The organism is Actinocatenispora thailandica (genome assembly GCF_016865425.1).
Taxonomy (GTDB): Bacteria; Actinomycetota; Actinomycetes; order Mycobacteriales; family Micromonosporaceae; genus Actinocatenispora; species Actinocatenispora thailandica.
The window spans coordinates 770,557-788,714 of sequence record NZ_AP023355.1; the positions used below are offsets into that span (position 1 = coordinate 770,557).

At 71.6% G+C, this 18,158-nt stretch carries 11 protein-coding genes and 1 pseudogene; 8 read left to right on the plus strand and 4 right to left on the minus strand.

Annotated elements, in window-relative coordinates; genetic code table 11:
• Positions 1-74: 74 nt before the first annotated feature.
• Positions 75-788 carry a hypothetical protein gene (locus Athai_RS03510; protein ID WP_239156692.1) on the minus strand — a complete coding sequence of 238 codons (714 nt, stop codon included), beginning with the start codon at positions 786-788 and terminating at the stop codon, positions 75-77.
• A gap of 200 nt (positions 789-988) precedes the next feature.
• Here Athai_RS03510 and Athai_RS03515 point away from each other — a divergent pair, with 200 nt between their 5' ends.
• Both Athai_RS03515 and Athai_RS03520 read left to right on the plus strand, forming a co-directional pair.
• Positions 989-1,753, plus strand: coding sequence for a response regulator transcription factor (locus Athai_RS03515; protein WP_203960134.1), 765 nt, complete (start codon positions 989-991; stop codon positions 1,751-1,753).
• 85 nt (positions 1,754-1,838) lie between these two features.
• Positions 1,839-3,476 (plus strand): annotated as a pseudogene (locus tag Athai_RS03520) (sensor histidine kinase); the annotation flags it as partial.
• Between the two features lie 709 nt (positions 3,477-4,185).
• Here Athai_RS03520 and Athai_RS03525 read toward each other — a convergent pair.
• From Athai_RS03525 to Athai_RS03535, 3 genes are all read right to left on the minus strand, one after another.
• Positions 4,186-6,138, minus strand: coding sequence for a DUF2264 domain-containing protein (locus Athai_RS03525; RefSeq protein WP_203960135.1), 1,953 nt, complete (start codon positions 6,136-6,138; stop codon positions 4,186-4,188).
• 45 nt (positions 6,139-6,183) lie between these two features.
• The gene (locus Athai_RS03530) at positions 6,184-7,305 is read right to left on the minus strand and encodes a LacI family DNA-binding transcriptional regulator (RefSeq protein WP_203960136.1); all 1,122 of its coding nucleotides are present in this window, start codon (positions 7,303-7,305) and stop codon (positions 6,184-6,186) included.
• 76 nt (positions 7,306-7,381) lie between these two features.
• The gene (locus Athai_RS03535) at positions 7,382-8,404 is read right to left on the minus strand and encodes a hydroxyacid dehydrogenase (protein WP_239156693.1); all 1,023 of its coding nucleotides are present in this window, start codon (positions 8,402-8,404) and stop codon (positions 7,382-7,384) included.
• Between the two features lie 408 nt (positions 8,405-8,812).
• Here Athai_RS03535 and Athai_RS33830 point away from each other — a divergent pair, with 408 nt between their 5' ends.
• The 6 genes from Athai_RS33830 (at position 8,813) to Athai_RS03575 (ending at position 18,153) form a co-directional block, all read left to right on the plus strand.
• A complete protein-coding gene (locus Athai_RS33830) occupies positions 8,813-10,720 on the plus strand; it encodes an ABC transporter permease subunit (RefSeq protein WP_239156694.1) in 1,908 nt (635 codons plus the stop codon).
• A 29-nt stretch (positions 10,721-10,749) separates the two neighbouring features.
• Entirely contained in the window at positions 10,750-12,420 is a 1,671-nt protein-coding gene (locus Athai_RS03555) for an extracellular solute-binding protein (RefSeq protein ID WP_203960138.1), read from the plus strand.
• A 174-nt stretch (positions 12,421-12,594) separates the two neighbouring features.
• Positions 12,595-13,875: an alpha-L-fucosidase gene (locus Athai_RS03560; protein WP_203960139.1), complete on the plus strand. Its 1,281-nt coding sequence runs from the start codon at positions 12,595-12,597 to the stop codon at positions 13,873-13,875.
• Positions 13,876-13,976: 101 nt separating this feature from the next.
• A complete protein-coding gene (locus tag Athai_RS03565) occupies positions 13,977-15,158 on the plus strand; it encodes a Gfo/Idh/MocA family protein (RefSeq protein WP_203960140.1) in 1,182 nt (393 codons plus the stop codon).
• Between the two features lie 276 nt (positions 15,159-15,434).
• Complete coding sequence (locus Athai_RS03570; protein WP_203960141.1) at positions 15,435-17,312, plus strand: right-handed parallel beta-helix repeat-containing protein; 1,878 nt, start codon at positions 15,435-15,437, stop codon at positions 17,310-17,312.
• A 61-nt stretch (positions 17,313-17,373) separates the two neighbouring features.
• Complete coding sequence (locus Athai_RS03575) at positions 17,374-18,153, plus strand: DUF3472 domain-containing protein (protein ID WP_203960142.1); 780 nt, start codon at positions 17,374-17,376, stop codon at positions 18,151-18,153.
• Positions 18,154-18,158 lie beyond the last annotated feature (5 nt).

Here is an 18,158-nt window from a genome sequence, read left to right on the forward strand (position 1 = left end):
CGCACGTCAACCTCCGTCGTGGCGTCGCGGCCCGCCAGCACCTGCTGCGGACGGGCGCAGATCGTACCGACGGATCAGTCGCGCAGGGTGAGCCAGGTGGCAAGAGCCTGCCCGAGGATGGCACCGTCCGGACCGTAGATGGTCGTCGCCACGTACGTCTTGTGGCCGTCCGTGCCCAGACTACGGCCCATCACCACGCAACGTTCGCCGGGCTTGGGCACGTCGCGCACCCGGGCCGCGATCCGGCCGACCACCTGCGGCTGGTGTTCGTGTTCGACGGTCCAGCCGCCGGGGCAGTCCAGCGCTGCCCAGACGATTTCCTCCGGGACGTGCCCGTCGGCGTCGGTGGCGGACTCGTCCGGCACCCAGGGGCAGGCGGTACGGCCGGTGCCGTCGTCCAGCCGGCCGGGGAACAGCCGCAGCCCGTCGCCCTTGTCGCGCTGGTGGCCGCAGACGAAGCAGTTCGGGTACGGGTGCTCGGTGAAGCCCGGGTAGCCGGCCGAGGCCAGCTCCGCCACCTCGAAACCGACCGGCGGGACGAGCGCGTCGAACGGCTCGGCCGGCCGGGCGCTCGCGATGAGCAGCTCCCCGTCGTACAGGTGGACGTCGCCGGTGCGGGACGACTCGGTGTCGATGTCGAGCGGTCGCGCCAGCGGCGGCGGCGTGTGTATGGTCACGACCGTGCCGTTGGCGCTGTGCGCGAGCTTGGCGAGCTGTCCGGCGACGTAGCCGGGGCTGGCGCTGTCGGGCCGGCCAGCGAAACGGGGAGATATCGTCAGCTGTGTCATGAGGTTGCCGTCCGTGGGTGCGAGGTCGCCTTCACCGTACCTGTACGCCATGTGACGTCAAACGGGACAGTTGGTGACGGTACGCATTCCTCGTCATGCACCAACCGTCTCACATCGCCGGCTCGGCGGCACGCTGTTACCGCAGCGATTTCCAGTCAACTCACAGGCTTTCGTCAGTGGCGGCCCAGCGCTTCTGGGTAATGATGGGTCCCATGGCCACAGGAACATCCGCGGGACCGAGTGATCTTGCACAGGTGCGGGCCGGTGCGAGCGGTCGGCAGAGCGAGGCGCGCCTGCTCGTCGTCGAGGACGATCCGAACATTCTGGAGCTGCTGTCGGCGAGCCTGCGCTACGCCGGCTTCGAGGTGAGCACCGCGACCCGGGGCCAGGAGGCCACCACGGCGGTGCAGCGCCGCCGCCCCGACCTGGTCGTGCTGGACGTGATGCTGCCCGACATGGACGGGTTCGAGGTGGCCCGGCGGATGCGCTCCGGCGGTGACCGCACCCCGGTGGTGTTCCTGACCGCCCGGGACGGCACCGAGGACAAGGTCCGCGGCCTGACGCTCGGCGGCGACGACTACGTGACCAAGCCGTTCAGCCTGGAGGAGGTGATCGCCCGGATCCGGGCGGTGCTCCGGCGCACCGGCGGGGAGTTCGAGCCCCCACCGCGGCTCACCTTCGCCGACATCGAGCTGGACGAGGAGACCCACGAGGTCTACCGCGGCGGCAAGCTGATCAAGCTGTCGCCGACCGAGTTCAAGCTGCTGCGGTACTTCATGACCAACGCCGGCCGGGTGCTGTCCAAGGCGCAGATCCTGGACCACGTGTGGAACTACGACTTCCGGGGCGACGACTCGATCGTCGAGTCGTACGTGTCGTACCTGCGGCGCAAGGTCGACACCAGCGAGCCGCGGCTGATCCACACCCTGCGTGGCGTCGGGTACGTGCTGCGGATGCCGAGCTGACCAGGAACGTCGAGGTGGTGACCGGCCGCGCGCCGGCCACGGGGGAAAAGCGGGAAAGCCAGTGAGTTACGCCGGTCCCACCAGGATGCCGCCGCCGCGGTCGCGTCGCGGGCTGGTCGGCTTCGCCCGCGCCACGGTGGGCCGGATGCCGCTGGCGAGCCGGATGGTCGCGGCGGCGATGGTGCTGGTGCTCGCCGGGCTGGTGCTGATCGGGGCGGCCAGCGTGATGTTCCTGCGCGGCTACCTGACCGCGCGGGTGGACGACCAGCTCAACTCGCTGTACCGCCAGACGCGCACCCGCATCGAGCAGAAGGTCAACGCGATGCCGAACACCGGCGGCTCGCAGAAGATCATCTTCAACGTGCAGGACCTGGTGCCGTCCAGCTCCGAGTCGCCGATGAAGGTACGCGCGCAGTACACGTTCGAGACCCGGCAGGACAACGGCGCCCTGTACAGCAGGACCAGCAGCGAGACCCAGAACCCGGCCACCTACCCCGTCTACCCGCACAGCACCAGCGCGCTCGACGCCGCCGCCGGGCACCCGTTCAGTACCGGGTCGAACGACGACGCGCACCGGTGGCGGGTGCTGGTGCAGCCGCTGAAGCTCGGCGCCTCCAACCAGTACCTGATCATCTCCGCGTCGATGGACTCGGTGAACGCCACCATCAGCCGGCTGATCACGATCGAGGTGATCGTCGGCGCCGCGGTGCTGGTGCTGCTCGCGATCGTCGGGGCGGCGGTGGTCACCTACAGCCTGCACCCGTTGCGGGACATCGAACGTACCGCCGGCGCGATCGCCGCCGGCAACCTGGGATTACGGGTGCCCGAGCGCGACCCGCGTACCGAACTGGGGCGGCTGGGCCGGGCGCTGAACGCGATGCTCGGCCAGATCGAGGCGGCGTTCTCCGCGCAGGCCGGGTCCGAGCACGCCGCCCGCCGGTCCGCCGACGCCGCCCGGCGCGCCGCCGACGCGGCCCGCGCCTCGGCCGCCGCGGCACACCGCTCCGAGGAGAAGATGCGCCGGTTCGTCGCCGACGCGAGCCACGAGTTGCGCACCCCGCTGACCACGATCCGCGGCTTCGCCGAGCTGTACCGGCAGCGGATGGACACCGCCCCGGGCCCGGTCGAGCAGCTGGACGAGTCGCGCTCCGCCGAGGCGAACCGGCTGATGCGCCGGATCGAGGCCGAGGCGTCCCGGATGGGGTTGCTGGTCGAGGACCTGCTGATGCTGGCCCGGCTGGACCAGCAGCGCCCGGTCGCCTCCGAGCCGGTCGACCTGCTCGCGATCGCCGCCGACGCGGTGCAGTCGGCCCGGGCCATCGCGCCGGAACGGGACGTGTCGCTGCACGTCGGGGCCGGTTCCGACGGTCCGCCGGTGGTGCTCGGTGACGAGCCGCGGCTGCGCCAGGTGCTGCGCAACCTGGTCGACAACGCGCTGGCGCACACCCCGGCCGGTACCCCGGTGCAGATCCGGGTACGCACCGCGGACGGTGCGGCGGTCGTCGAGGTCAGCGACCAGGGCCCGGGTCTCACGCCGGAACAGCGGGACCGGGTGTTCGAGCGGTTCTACCGGGTGGACAAGGCGCGTTCGCGGGAGGCCGGCGGCACCGGCCTCGGGCTCGCCATCGTCGCCTCGCTGGTCGCCGCGCACCACGGCCGGGTCGACGTGGACAGCGCGCCGGGCCAGGGTGCCACCTTCCGGGTCACCCTGCCGCTCGCGCCGGACGACACCGACCCGCCGGACGACGACGCGTCGTACCACGCGGACCCGCCGCCCGAGGCGGCGGTCATCGACGAACCGGCCGGTGCGGGCCGGCCGATCGGTACCGACGAGCCGGCCCCCGACGGCGGGCCGGCGTCGCCGGACGAGCCGGCAGGGTCCGGTTCGGTGACCGACGGCGGGCCGACCGGTGCCGGGGGGTCGAGGCAGCTCGACGAGCCTGCGGGTGGTGGGCCGGCGGGTGCCGGCGAGCCGGAGCGCGACGGTGGTCCGGAGCACACCGATCTTCCGGAGCGCACCGGCGGGCCGGGTGCACCGGAGACCGCCGGTGGGCCGGACGCACCGGAAGCCGCCGGCCAACCGGCCACCGCCGGGTCGTCCGCCACCGACGAACCATCCGGGCGACCGGCCGATCCGGCGGCGCCGGGCCGGGACGCGCCGACCGCCGCCGACGGCGCGGCGGGCACCCCCGGCACGCGGTACCGAACGGACGACGGCGCGGCGCCGGGCCGGCGCCGCTGAGCCACGGCGCCGAGTCGGCGGCGCTGAGCCACGGTGCCGAGCCACCGCGCCGAGCCGGCGGCGCTGAGCCACGGCGCCGAGCCACCGTGCCGCGGCGGCGGCGCTGAGCCACGGCGCAGAGTCGGCGGCGCTGAGTTACCGCGCCGAGCCGGCGACATGCCGGGCCCGCGATGCGCGCGCCCCGCTCCGGTCAGGCTCGTAGCGACGCGCCCGGGCCGTCGGTCGCGTGTCGCTGGTAGCGAAGGGCGCCCGCCGGCAACTCGCCGAGCACGATGCGCACCAGCTCCCCGTCCGGGTAGCGCACCAGCACGGTGCGGCCGGCCACCCGTACCGCGAAGCCGGCCGCCAGCGCCTCCGGGTGCACGGCGTCACCGGTGAGCACCGTGAGGCCGACGAACACCGCGTCGCCGCCCGGATGCGCGCCGCGCAGCAGCGGCGTCGCCGAGCACGGCCCGTACGCGTTGGCCTCCACATCGGTGTGCACCCCGGCGCCGGTCCAGCCCGCCAGCCCGACCAGCGCCGAGCTGACCGCGGCACCGGTACGCGCCAGGGCGAACAGGTCGCCGACCGCGGTGGCCGGCGGGGTCCGGTCGGCGACGGCGTAGCCGCCCTCCCGTACCGTCGGGCCGGCCGGTCCGGTAACCAGGTGCGCGCGCAGCTCCCAGCAGCCGCGGACCACGGTCGCGGTCTCCACCCGGTACTCGACGTCACCGACCGTCGCGGTGTGCCGGGACGCGGCGAACCGGTCCCCGATCGCGACCCGTTCGATCCGCCGCCGCCGGGACGCGGTGCCGTCCGGGCCGAGCAGCGCGAGGTGGTTGTCCACGTCGGCGTGCCAGGCCGTCGCCGCGACCTCCGGCCCGGTGTGCGTGCTGTACGCGAGCTTGGCGTAGTGCGGATCGTCGTGCGCCGGTGCCGGCGGCGCCTCGTTGTGGTCGCTGCCGTGGTTGAGCAGTCGCACGATGCCGTCGTGCACGGTGGATGAGAGCAGGAAACCGGGCTCCGGCAGGGCGATCACCCGGTCCGCGGTGTCGTTGTGCACCGACCGCTCCGGCTCGGTCCACACCGGATGGTCCGGCGGCAGCAGCAGGCCGAGGAACCCCTTGCTCGCCCAGTACGGTGAGCCGGGGCCGGAGTACGACTGGGTGGTGGGCAGGAACGGCTCGTACCAGCCGAGGGTGAGCAGGCCGCGCCGGTCCGGCGCGCCCCGCTCGACGAAGTGCCGCACCACGTCCGAGGCGAGCCGCCGGGTCTGCCCCGGGCTCAGCGGGCTCGCGTCGAACAGCGCGCCGAGCCAGAGCGGCGCCGCGCAGGCGAAGCGGTACGTCAGCGACCGGCCCTGGTGCACCGGCGCCCCGTCGGCGCCGAAGAAGTGCTGGTAGCCGGCGAGGAACTCGCGCAGCCGCTGCCGGTACACCTCGCCGCGGCCACCGTCGTCGTCGACCATCCTGGTCCACAGCAGCGGGTACAGGTGCATGGCCCAGCCGATGTAGTAGTCGAAGTTCGCCCCGGCGCCGTCGGAGTACCAGCCGTTGCCGCGGTACCAGGGTTCGATCGCGTCCAGGCCGCGCTCGATCTCGGCCGGGTCGTGCGGTCCATCCACTGTGGACAGGAATTGCTCGGTGACGACCTGGAACAGGATCCAGTTGTTGTCCCAGGTGCGTTTGCCGACGAAGCCGCCGAGCCAGCCGCGCACGTTGTCCTGCTCGGCGGTCGACAGCCGGTCGAAGATCCAGGGCCGGGTCTCGTGCAGCGCGAGCGCGATCGACGCGGCCTCCACCATCTGCTGGGACCGGTCGACGATGGCCGGCCAGGAGTCGTCCCGTCCCGGTGTGGTGCCCGCGACGACGCCCGCCGCGTACCGCTCGATCAGCCCGGCGACGCCCTGTCCCGCGGCGCCGCGGATCCGGAACGCGGCGAGCAGGAAGGTGCGGGCGAAGCCCTCCAGGCCGTCGGAGACCACCCCCGACCGGCTGTTGCGGCCGGGGAGCCGGAACTGCCCGCCGCCGGCCGTCGCGTACGGCGCGACCGAGTCGAGCAGGTGGTCGGCGAGCGTCTCCCAGTGCTGCCGACCCCAGCCGGTGCGGGTGGACAGCGACCGCGCCAGCGGCGGCAGGGTCAGGTACGGCGGTGCGTCGGTCATCTGGTCGTTCTCCCGGACGGACGGACGGACGGTGGTGGCGGCGGTTCAGGACTGCCGGCGGAGCGGCCGGCCGGCGGCCGGCGGGCCGACCGAGGCACGGGTCACGATGTGCGTGCCGACCATGATCGAGCTGCCCGGCGCGGCGTTGGTGTCGGAGTCCTCCTCCGCCAGCGCCAGCCGGATCGCCTCCCGGCCCATCTCCTCCAGCGGTACGTGCACCGTGGTGAGCCCCGGCGCGACCTCGGCGGCGACCGGCAGGTCGTCGTACCCGACGAGGGACAGGTCGGCCGGTACCCGCAGGCCGGCCTCGGTGAGCGCCTCCAGCGCGCCGGCGGCGACCATGTCGTTGGCCGCGAAGACCGCGGTCGCGTCGATGCCGGCGGCGAGCAGCTCGCGCAGCCGGTGGTAGCCGAACCGGCGGCCGAACTCGCCGGTCTGGATCAGGTCCTCCTCGACCGGGATGCCGCGCGCCGCGAGCGCCCGCCGGTGGCCGGCGAGCCGCGCCGCGGTGGTGGACAGCGCGGTCGGCCCGCCCAGGTAGAGGATTCGCCGGTGCCCGGCGCCGATCAGGTAGTCGGTGATCGCCGCCGCGCCGCCCTCGTTGTCGTAGCTGACCTGCACCGTCGGCACGTCCGGGCCGAGCGACGGGCGGCCGCACAGCACCAGCACCGAGCCCGCCGCGGCGAGCGCCTCGGCGCGTTTGGTCATCTGCTTGGTGAACGTCGGATCGTCGTACGCGCCGCCGACCAGCACCACCGCGTCGGCGCGCTGCTCGTGCAGCAGGTCGACCAGGGCCAGTTCGCGCCGCGAGTCGCCCTGGGTCGCGGCGATCAGACAGAGCCGGCCCCGGCCGGTGGCCTCGCGTTCCACGCCGCGCGCGATGTAGGCGAAGAACGGGTCGATCACGTCGTTGACGACGATGCCGACGGTGCGGGTGGTGTTGCCGGCCAGCGCCCGGGCGTGCGCGTTGACCACGTAGCCGAGTTCCCGGACGGCGCGCTCGACCTTGCTGCGGGTCGCCGTCGCGACCGGGTAGTTGCCGTTCAGGGTGCGGGAGACGGTCGCCGCGGAGACACCGGCCTTGGCCGCGACGTCCTCGATCGTGATCGGCCCGCTGCGGGCGCGCCGCCGGGTGGTGCCGTTTCCGGTGGAGCCTCGGCGATTCATGAGATCACACTATCCTTCGGGTACGCGTCGCCAGGTGCCGTCTCGGCGCCCGTCGGGGGTGCCGGGAGCCGTCCGGTCAGGCGATGTGCGGCAGGTCGGGTCCGAGCACCGGATGGGCCAGCGGGCGGCCGGTCGCGAGCCGGTTCAGCTCGTCGACCGCCTGCGCGCCGAGCCGTCGCACCTCGTTGCCCAGCGCGCCGGCGATGTGTGGGGTCAGCACCACGTTGGGCAGCTCGTACAGCGGGGAGTCGGCCGGCAGCGGCTCCGGGTCGGTGACGTCCAACAGCGCGTCCAGCCGGCCGGTGACCAGCTCGGCGGTGAGCGCCGCGGTGTCGATCAGCGAACCCCGGGCGGTGTTGATCACGACCGCGCCGTCGGGCAACAGCGCGAGCCGCCGCGCGTCGAGCATCCGCCGGGTCGTCGGACCCTCCGGGGCGTGCAGCGTCAGTACGGTGCTGCGCCGGCACAGCTCGTCCAGCTCCACCGGTTGGGCGCCGAGCGCGGCGGCCTCGGCCCGCGGCAGGTACGGGTCGTAGACCAGGACGGTCGCGTCCAGGTGCTGCACGAGCCGGAGCACCCGGCGGCCGATCCGGGACGCGCCGACCACCCCGATGGTGATCCCGTTGGTACCGGTGGGCGGCATGCCCTCGGTGCGGCGGCTGGCGCGGGTGGCGTGCAGCTGGTGGGCGAACCGGCCGAATCGTTTGGCGCCCAGCACGATCGCCGCGAAGGTGAACTCGGCGACCGGCACCGAGTTCGCGTCGGCGGCGGACGACACCTGGATGCCGCGGGCGAACACCTCGTCGGTCAGGAACGTCTTGACCGTACCGGCGGAGTGCACCACGGCGCGCAGCTTCGGCGCCAGGTCGAGAACGGCGTGGTCGATCCGCGGCGTTCCCCAGCCGGTGAGCAGCACCTCGGCGTCGGCCAGCGCCGCCGCCGCGACCTCGGTGTCGAGGCTTTGCAGGACGCCGGGATGGGTGACCGTGGCCAGCTCGTACAGCTCGGCGAGGGTCGTCGGGCCAAACAGCGCGCTCAGGTCCGCGTCGCGCATCGCGATGGCAATGCGCAGCTTCCCGCGCCGCCCGGTGTCCGCCACCTCGTCCTCCTATAGAAATCGCTTACTATCGAGTTCAGACGTTAGGTCGGCCGCTCTGCGGACGTCAAGTCGCCGGTAGACGCAGGGAAAAGATCGGCTGATTCGGCCGTGGACGGCTCTTGACAAGCCAGAGTGCTCGCCGTAACTTCGGCGCATCCAGTAAGCGCTTACCATCAAAATGGCGGGTGGACGAGGAGCGGGTATGGGCGTTCGGCTTCGAGGCTGGCCGTCGGTCGGCGGCCGGGAGATGTGGTGACGGCGGCCGAGCCGGCAGTGCCGGGGGCGCCGGCCGAGCCGGCAGTGCCGGGGGCGCCGGCCGAGCCGGCAGTGCCGGGGGCGCCGGCCGAGCCGGCAGTGCCGGGGGCGCCGGCCGAGCCGGCAGTGCCGGGGGCGCCGGCCGAGCCGGCAGTGCCGGGGGCGCCGGCCGAGCTGGCGGTGCCCGGGTCCGCCGACGGCACGGCGACGAGCGCGCGGGCCCGGCGCCGGGCGCAGCGGCGGGCGGCGAAGGCGGTACCGCGGCGGAAGCTGACCCTGCGGGAGCGCATCCGGCGGGACCGGGTGATGCTGCTCTTGCTGGCGCCGGGATTCCTCTACTTCGTGGTGTTCCACTACGCGCCGCTGCTCGGCTACATCGTCGCGTTCGAGGACTACCAGCCCTACCTCGGTTTCGTCGACTCCACGTTCACCGGGCTGGCGAACTTCGCCCAGGTGTTCGCCGATCCGGCGTTCTGGCAGGCGCTGCTCAACACGCTGGAGATCACCGCGCTCCAGCTGGTGTTCTTCTTTCCGGCCCCGATCGGGCTGGCGCTGCTGCTCAACAGCATACTGTCGACGAAGGTGCGCCGGTTCGTGCAGAGCGTGGTCTACCTGCCGCACTTCATCGGCTGGGTGATCATCGTCTCGATCTTCCAGCAGGTACTCGGGGCCACCGGTGCGCTGCCCAACATGCTGGACGTGTTGGGGTTGGGCCGGTTCGACGCGATGACCACCCCCTGGTTCTTCCCGTTCCTGGTCACGATCCAGTCGATCTGGAAGGACTGCGGCTGGGGCACCATCATCTTCCTCGCCGCGCTGCTCAACATCGACCAGGAGCTGTACGAGGCGGCGGCGGTCGACGGCGCCGGTCGCTGGCAACGGTTGTGGCGGATCACCCTGCCGGGCCTGATGCCGGTCGTGGTGCTGCTGCTGATCCTCAACCTGGGCAACATCCTGTCGGTCGGGTTCGAGCAGATCGTGTTGCAGCGCAACAGTGTCGGGCCGGAGCACGGCGAGGTACTCGACACGTACGTCTACTTCCACGGCATCGTCGACAGCCAGTGGGGGCCCTCCGCCGCGGTCGGCCTGGTGAAGGGGTTCGTCGGGCTCGGCCTCGTCCTCGGCGCGAACAAGCTCGCGCACCTGTTCGGCCAGGAGGGGTGTACTCCGGTGGCAAGTAGTGCGGCACGCCCGGTGTGGATGGAGAAGCCGTCCGCGCTCGGTACCGGCGCCAAGGTCGCCGTGCTGGTGGTCATCTCGCTGCTCGTGCTGTACCCGTTCGTGTCGGTGCTGGCGACGAGCCTGTCCACCCAGGCGGACATCTCCCGGCACGGTGGTCTGGTGCTGTTCCCCACCCACCCGACGCTCGCCGCCTACCGCATCATCTTCGCGGGTGGCGTGGTGACGGATGCGTTGCTGCGCAGCGTTCTCATCACGGCCGTCGGTACCGGATGCTCGGTCGCGGCGACCGTCGGCATGGCGTACGGGTTGAGTCGGCGCAACGTGGTCGGTGGCCGGTTCTTCCTGCTGGTGGCGCTGTTCACGATGCTGTTCAGCCCCGGCGTGATCCCGAACTTCCTGGTGGTCAAGCAGCTCGGGCTGCTCGACACGTACGCCTCGCTGGTGTTGCCGACGCTGGTGAGCGCGTTCAACCTGGTCGTGCTGCGGTCGTTCTTCATGAACCTGCCGACCGAACTGTACGAGGCGGCGCGCATCGACGGAGCCGGCGACTTCCGGATCCTGGCGCGGATCGTGCTGCCGCTGTCCAAGGGCGTCCTCGCCGTCGTCACGCTGTTCTACGCGGTCGGCTACTGGAACGCCTTCTTCAACGCGATGCTGTACGTGAACGACGACAAGTGGCCGCTGTCCATGGTGCTGCGTCAGTTCGTCCTGCAGGGACAGTCGCTGTCGGACACCGTGACCTCCAGCGAGGCGGCGGCACCCGCGCAGGCGATCCAGATGGCGGTCGTGGTCGTGAGTCTGGTGCCGATCCTGCTCGTCTACCCGTTCCTGCAGCGGTACTTCACCAAGGGCGTCCTCACCGGCGCCATCAAGGGCTGACTGACCCCCAAGACCTAGAGGAGAGATCCGTGGGAATCGACGAATCGTCGCTCGCGATGGGCCGGCGCGGCTTCCTGCGTACCGGCGCCGGTGCGGTTCTGGCCGGAGCGCTGGGTACCGGCGCCCTGTCCACCCTCGCCGGTTGTGGTTCGGGCGGCGACACGAGCAAGGTGTCCAGTGCCGCCGACGTGAAGCTGCCGACCAGCGTTCCCTACCAGGGGCCGGAGCCGGACATCGCGGCGACCGCGGACGGCGTCCCGGCGGCGTTCTACAACTACCCGAAGCCGCAGCGGGCGTTCCCGAACCCGCCGCTGAAGAACGAGAAGATCAGCGCGATCACCAACGTGTTCGGTCCGCCGCCGCCGGGGCGCTCGAAGAACCCGGCCTGGCAGGAGATCGAGAAGCGGCTCGGCGCCCAGGTCGACATCACCTCGGTGTCCTCGGCCGACTACGAGACCAAGCTGAACACGGTGATCGCCGGCGGCAAGCTGCCCGACATCATGCTGTACGACGGTGCCGGCATCAGCAACCTGCCAAGGTTCCTGGAGTCGGCGTGTGCCGACCTGACGCCGCTGCTCGGTGGTGACAAGGCCAAGCAGTACCCGCACCTGGCGATGATCCCGAAGGCGGTGTGGGAGACCTGCACCCAGGCCGGGAAGCTCTACTTCCTGCCGATTCCGCGGAGCATCGTCGGCGGTTCGGGCTTCTACAACTCGACGCTGTTCGGCCAGGTCGGCGTCGGCGACACCACCGCGATCAAGAACGCGGACGAGTTCCTCGGGGTGCTCAAGCAGCTGACCCGACCGAAGCAGAACCGGTGGGCGCTGGGCAGCACCAACTTCGGTACCACGCCGTTCCACCACATCTTCGGTACGCCGAACGTCTGGAAGCTCGACGGCGGGAAGCTCGTCAAGAACTACGAGACCGACGAGTACAAGGCGACGCTGGAGTTCCTCGTCAAGGCGCACCGGGCCGGCTGCTTCGTGCCCGGGTCCGAGGGGTGGACCAAGCAGCAGATGCAGAACGCGTTCGCCGCCGGCAAGGTGGCGATGATCTACGACGGGCTCCCCGCGTACGCCGGCCCGACCGGGTACTTCCGCACGCTGCCGCAGACCCACAAGGGCTACCAGGCGAAGCCGTTCCTGCCGTTCGGGCACGACGGCGGCAAGCCGGTGACGTGGAAGGACAACATCGCCTTCGGCTGGATCATGCTCGCCAAGGCCGACGAGAAGCGACTGCACACGGTCCTGAAGGCGTGCGACTTCCTCGCCTCGCCGTTCGGGACCGAGGAGTACCTGCTGCTCAACTACGGTGTCGAGGGGGCCGACTACTCGCTGGACGCGAAGGGCAACCCGTCGCTGACCGCGAAGGGGAACCAGGACACGCTCGTACCGTGGAAGTTCCTGTCCGCGCCGTCCCAGGTGGTGTACGACCCGAGTTCGCGGGACTACGTGGACATCCTGCACGGCGCGTACGCGAAGCTGATTCCCGGTTCGGTCGCGAACCCGGTCGACACCCTCTACTCGCCGACCGACGGCAAGCAGGGTGCGACGCTGAACCAGGCCGTGTCCGACACGGTCACCTCGATCATCGCCGGCCGCAAGCCGCTGTCCGCCTTCGACGACGCGGTCAAGAAGTGGCGGTCCGGTGGCGGCGACACCATCCGCAAGGAGTACGAGCAGGCGCTGGGCAAGAAGTAGCCGAACCCCGGTCCACGGTCGACCGGGCGACGGCTGCGACGCAGCCCCGGAGCCGCCGGATGGCGGGACCGGGGTTGCCTGCGGCGGACCCGACACCGCGCGTGCCCCGCGCTGCTGCGCGGCACGGGCGGGCATGGAAACATCGGATGTGTGCACCCGAAGGAAGAGGACACCATGACCGACGACGTGGCGGCACGCACCCGGTGGTTGGTGCAGGAACGGTTCGGGCTGTTCGTCCACTGGGGTATCTACGCCGCGGCCGGCCGGCACGAATGGGTCAAGTCGCGGGAGAGGCTCACCGACGAGCAGTACCAGCGCTATTTCGATCATTTCGACCCGGACCTGTACGACCCGGCCGAGTGGGCGGAGACGGCCTGGGCGGCGGGGATGCGCTACATCGTGGTCACCACCAAGCACCACGACGGCTTCTGTCTGTGGGACTCGGCGCTCACCGACTACAAGGTGACGAACACGCCGTACGGCAAGGATCTGCTCGGCCCGCTGGTGTCGGCGTTCCGGGACCGCGGTTTCAAGATCGGCTTCTACCACTCGCTGCTGGACTGGCACCATCCGGAGTTCCCGGTGGACCTGTACCACCCGCAGCCTGACGATGCGGACTTCATCGCGGCGCACGCCGACCGGGACGTGTCGAAGTACGCGGACTACCTGCACGGCCAGGTACGCGAGCTGCTCACGAACTTCGGCCGGATCGACGTGCTGTGGTTCGACTTCTCGTACCCGGGGCGCGGGTTCAACGCCAAGGGACGCGACGAGTGGCGCTCCGAACAGCTGCTCGCGATGGTGCGCGAGCTGCAGCCGCACATCATCGTCAACAACCGGCTCGACCTGGGCGCCGGCGACCTGCTCACCCCCGAGCAGGTGCAGCCGGCAAGCGCGGTCACCACCGCCGGAGCGCCGGGCGTGCCCTGGGAGGCCTGCCAGACGCTGAACGGATCGTGGGGCTACGACCGGGACAACCTGGACTGGAAGTCGACCGATCTGTTGCTGCGCATGCTGATCGACGGCGTCGCCAAGGGCGGCAACCTGTTGCTCAACGTCGGGCCGACCGCGCGCGGCGAGTTCGAACCGCGGGCGGTCGAGCGGCTGGCCGGCATCGGCGAGTGGCTGCGCCGGCACGAGCGGTCCATCCGCGGCGCCGGGCCGAGCGGGTTCACCGCACCGCCGGACTGCCGGTACACCCAGGTCGGGAACAGGTTGTACGTGCACCTGTTCGCCTGGCCGATGCGGCACCTGCGGCTGCCCGGACTCGCCGGCAGGGTCGAGTACGCGCAGCTGCTGCACGACGCGTCCGAGGTGCGGCCGCTGGTGCTGGACGACGCCGAGCCCGGGCACGAGTACCTCGGTACGCCGGACGGGACGCTCACGTTGCAACTGCCGGTGCAGCGGCCGGACGTCGCGATCCCGGTGATCGAGCTGTTCCTCGGCGAGGGCTGAGCGGTGGCGGTGGGACGCCCCGCGCCCGGCGGCGGTGGTGCCGGCGGGGCGCGGCAGGATGCGTCGGACGGATGCGGTAGGCGGACGAGGATGGGGGAGCGATGAGCGACGAGGTACGGCTGGGCGTGATCGGGTTCGGCTTGCGCCGCAGCCTTGCCGTGGCGGCACACCGGCCCGGCGCCGGCTCGCGGGTGGTCGCGGTCTGCGACCTGGACGAGCAAGTGCGGGCGAAGGAGGCGGCGGAGTTCGGCGCCGAGCTGGTCACGGCCGACTACCGCGACCTGATCGCCTCGCCCGAGGTGGACGCGATCGTCGTCAACACGCCGGACCACACGCACGAGGCGATCGCGCTCGACGTGCTGCGCGGCGGCAAGCCGGTGTACGTGGAGAAGCCGCTCGGCATCACCATCGAGCAGTGCGACGCGATGCTGCGTACCGCCCGGGACACCGGCACCCGGATCTACGTCGGGCACAACATGCGGCACATGGGCGTGGTGCGGCTGATGCGCGACATCGTCGCGCGGGGCGACATCGGTACCCCGCAGACGGTGTGGGTGCGGCACTTCGTCGGGCACGGCGGCGACTTCTACTTCAAGGACTGGCATGCGGACCGGCGCAACACCACCGGCCTGCTGCTGCAGAAGGCCGCACACGACATCGATGTGCTGCACTGGATCGCCGGCGGCTACGCCCAGCAGGTGCAGGCGCTGGGCGATCTGAAGGTGTACGGCGACCTGCCGCGCCGCGCGCCCGGCGAACCGAAGACCGACGACTGGCTCGCCCCGGCGACGAACTGGCCGCCGCGCTCCCAGCACGACCTCAACGACGTGGTCGACGTGGAGGACGTGTCGTTGGTGAACATGCGGCTGGACAACGGCGTGCTCGCCGCGTACCAGCAGTGTCACTTCACCCCGGACTACTGGCGCAACTACACGGTGATCGGCGACGCCGGCCGGTTGGAGAACTTCGGCGACGGGCCGGGCGACGTGGTGAAGGTGTGGAACGCCAAGCGATCCGGCTACCGCCCGGATGCCGACATCGAGTACCGGGTGCCGGACTCGGGCGGCTCGCACGGCGGCGCCGATCCGAAGATCATCGCGGAGTTCTGCCGGTTCGTCCGGGAGGGCGGCAGGACCGACACGTCGCCGGTCGCCGCCCGGATGAGCGTCGCGGCCGGCGTGCAGGCGACGAAGTCGTTGCGGGACAACGGCACTCCGTACGACGTGCCACCGCTCGATCCGGAGCTGGTGGACTACTTCGAGGGTGGTCAGGTGCGGCGCTGACCTGACCGGACCGGTCCCACGGCCCCGACACCGTCGACGGTGTCGGGGCCGTCGTGCGTGGCGGCAACAGTAATCGCTTTCTATCCCCCTTTCTATATTCGTTCGTCGATTCTTCGACTTCCTTGGTATTGAGCCATCTTTGGCCCTTGACGAACGAGTAAGCGCTTACCAGACTGTGTGACGTGCCGCGCGGTTCGCGAACCCTGTCTCGACCGCCGGTCCGTTCCTGCCCCGCACCGTTCGCCGGCCCCTGCCGGCTCCAGTAGGAGTGTGAACATGCGGATCCCTCTGGTGGTGACCCTCGGCGCGGCGGCGTTCGCGCTCGTGCCGGCCGGCGGCGGGCACGCCGCACCCGCGACGAAGGTGCTGCACGCGGCGCCACGCGGCATGGGCAGCGCGTGCAGCCCCGGCCATCCCTGCTCGCTGCCCACCGCGATCGACGACATCGCGCGCTGGACCGCGCGCGATCGTCCGGTCACCGTACTGCTGGCCGGCGGCACCTACCGGCGCACCGAACCGGTCCGGCTGACCCCGGCGATGTCCGGCCACCTGGGCCGCCCGGTGACGGTCGGCGCCGAGCCCGGCGCCCACCCCGTCCTCGACGGCGGCGCGCGGATCCGCGGCTGGCGGCTGGTGGACGCCCGCACCGGCCGGTGGCAGGCGGCCTGGCGCGGTCGGACCGGAGGCACCAGCCGGCCGCGCCAGCTGTTCGTCGACGGGACCAGAGCCGAACCCGCCCGCGGCGAGGCGTGCGACCGGACCGACTGCGCGGTCACCGGGACCGGCCTGACCGGTGCCGGTGCGGCGATCGTCGCCGGCTGGAGCGACCCCGCCGACGTCACCATGGTCGCGCAGTCGCGGTGGCGCTCGTACCACTGCGACGTCGCCGGGACCGACGGCGCCGACCTGGTCATGGCGCAGCCGTGCTGGCGCAACGGGCGCCCGGGCACCGGGCGAACCGGCCCCGGCTGGGACGCCTCGGCCCTCGGCGGCGGTTCGTACCACGGCGTGCAGTACTTCGAGAACGCGCCCGAACTGCTGGACCGGCCCGGTGAGTTCGTGTCCGCCTCGGACGGCACGCTGACCTACCTGGCCCGGCCCGGCGAGGACCCACGCACCGCGGACATCGAGGTACCGGTGACCGAGCAGCTGCTGGTCGTCGACGGCACGCCGGACGCCCCGGTGCACGACGTGACGGTGCGGGGCCTGTCGTTCGCCCACGCCGCCTGGAACCAGCCGGGCACCGGCACCGGGTACGACGGGATGCAGGCCGGCCTGTCGCTGACCGGGACCGGGCCGACCGACCACTCCGGGCAGTACTACACCAAGCCGACGGGCGCCGTCACGGTACGGGCCGGGCACCGCGTGACGCTGGACCACGACACGTTCACCCAGCTGGCCGGCGCCGGCGCGGTGCTGGAACACGGCTGCCAGTACTGCACCGTGTCGCGCGGGGTGTTCGACGACCTCGGCAGCGGCGGGGTGTACGTCGGGGACACCGACCCGCATCCGAGCCCGGCGGCGACCTCGACGCACAATACCGTGTCCGGCAGTACCTTCCACGGCATCGGCGCGGAGTTCACCGACGCGGTGGGCATCTGGTCGCCGTACGACGCGTTCCTCACCATCGACCACAACACGCTGGAACACCTGCCGTACAGCGCGATCAGCGTCGGTTGGGGCTGGAACCAGCCGCAGGCGCAGCACACCCCGTTGCGGGACAACAGGATCACCGGAAACCGGCTGATCGACGTGATGCGACCCGAGGCCGGGCAGCACGACGGCGGCGCCATCTACACCCAGGGGCAGCAGCCCGGCACGGTGATCAGCGGCAACTACCTCGACCGGTCCGACTACCCGAAGACCGACGGCGAGGGCGCCAACGGCGTCTACCTGGACGAGCAGAGCTCGTACATCCTCGTCGAGCACAACGTGCTGACCCGGATCAGCTACAAGTGGGTGTCCAACTGGGCCGGCTACGGCGTCGGCAACACGGCGACGCACAACTGGTCCTCGACCACCGCGCCACCGCTGTCCGGCGCCGGCAGCACCCTGGTGGACAACCAGGAGGGGCTGACCGCGCTGCCGCCGGCGGCGGTCGCGGTGGCCCGGGCCGCCGGCGCCAGCCCGCCCGGCGAGGTCGAACCGCTCTAGCGGACCGGCGGCACCGGCTTCCGGCCCGGATCTCACCCGTACGACCAGGAAGGGGCACCGCATGCACCGCCTCGGTACCGTACCTCGACCCGGCACCACACTCCGACTCCGCCCGTTGCTGCGGTGCGCCCTCGCCATCCTGCTGGCGGCGTCCGGCCTCGTCGCCGCGAGCAGCCCCGCCGCGGCGGTGGCCGCGGACCCGCACTACAACTGGCACTCCACCGCCGCCGACATGTACAACGTGGATCAGACGATCCGGATCACCGCGACCGCAACGGATCGCTTCTTCGCCCACCAGATCGCGCAGAGCGGCACGGGTGCGGCGCTCTACGTCGGGCTGCAGGACAACGCGAACGCGCCGCAGCACCGGCTGGTGTTCTCGGTGTGGAACGCGGTCGGCGGCACCGCATCCGCCGGCGCGAGCTGCCACGCCTTCGACAGCGAGGGTTCCGGCTGGACCTGTGTCCGCGACTTCGGCTGGCAGATCGGCACCACGTACACCCTGCGGGTGTGGCAGACCGCGAAGAGCGCGGACGGTTCGGTGACCTGGCTCGGCGAGGTCTACGACCCCGCGACGTCCAGCTGGCAGCAGGCCGGGCAGATCACCAGCGCGCCCGGTGCCGACGGGCTGTCCTACTCCTCGAACTGGATCGAGAGTTTCGCCCGCCCCACCGGTTCCTGCGACACGGAACCGGCCGCCGCGGCCGTGTTCGGCTACCCGGTCGGCAACGACGGATCGGCGCCGGGCACGCCCAACTACGGTGCCGACGGCACCTGCGGCGACCACCACAGCACCGAGGTACTCGACACCCAGGCACGCACCGTCACCCTGACCCAGTGAGGAGA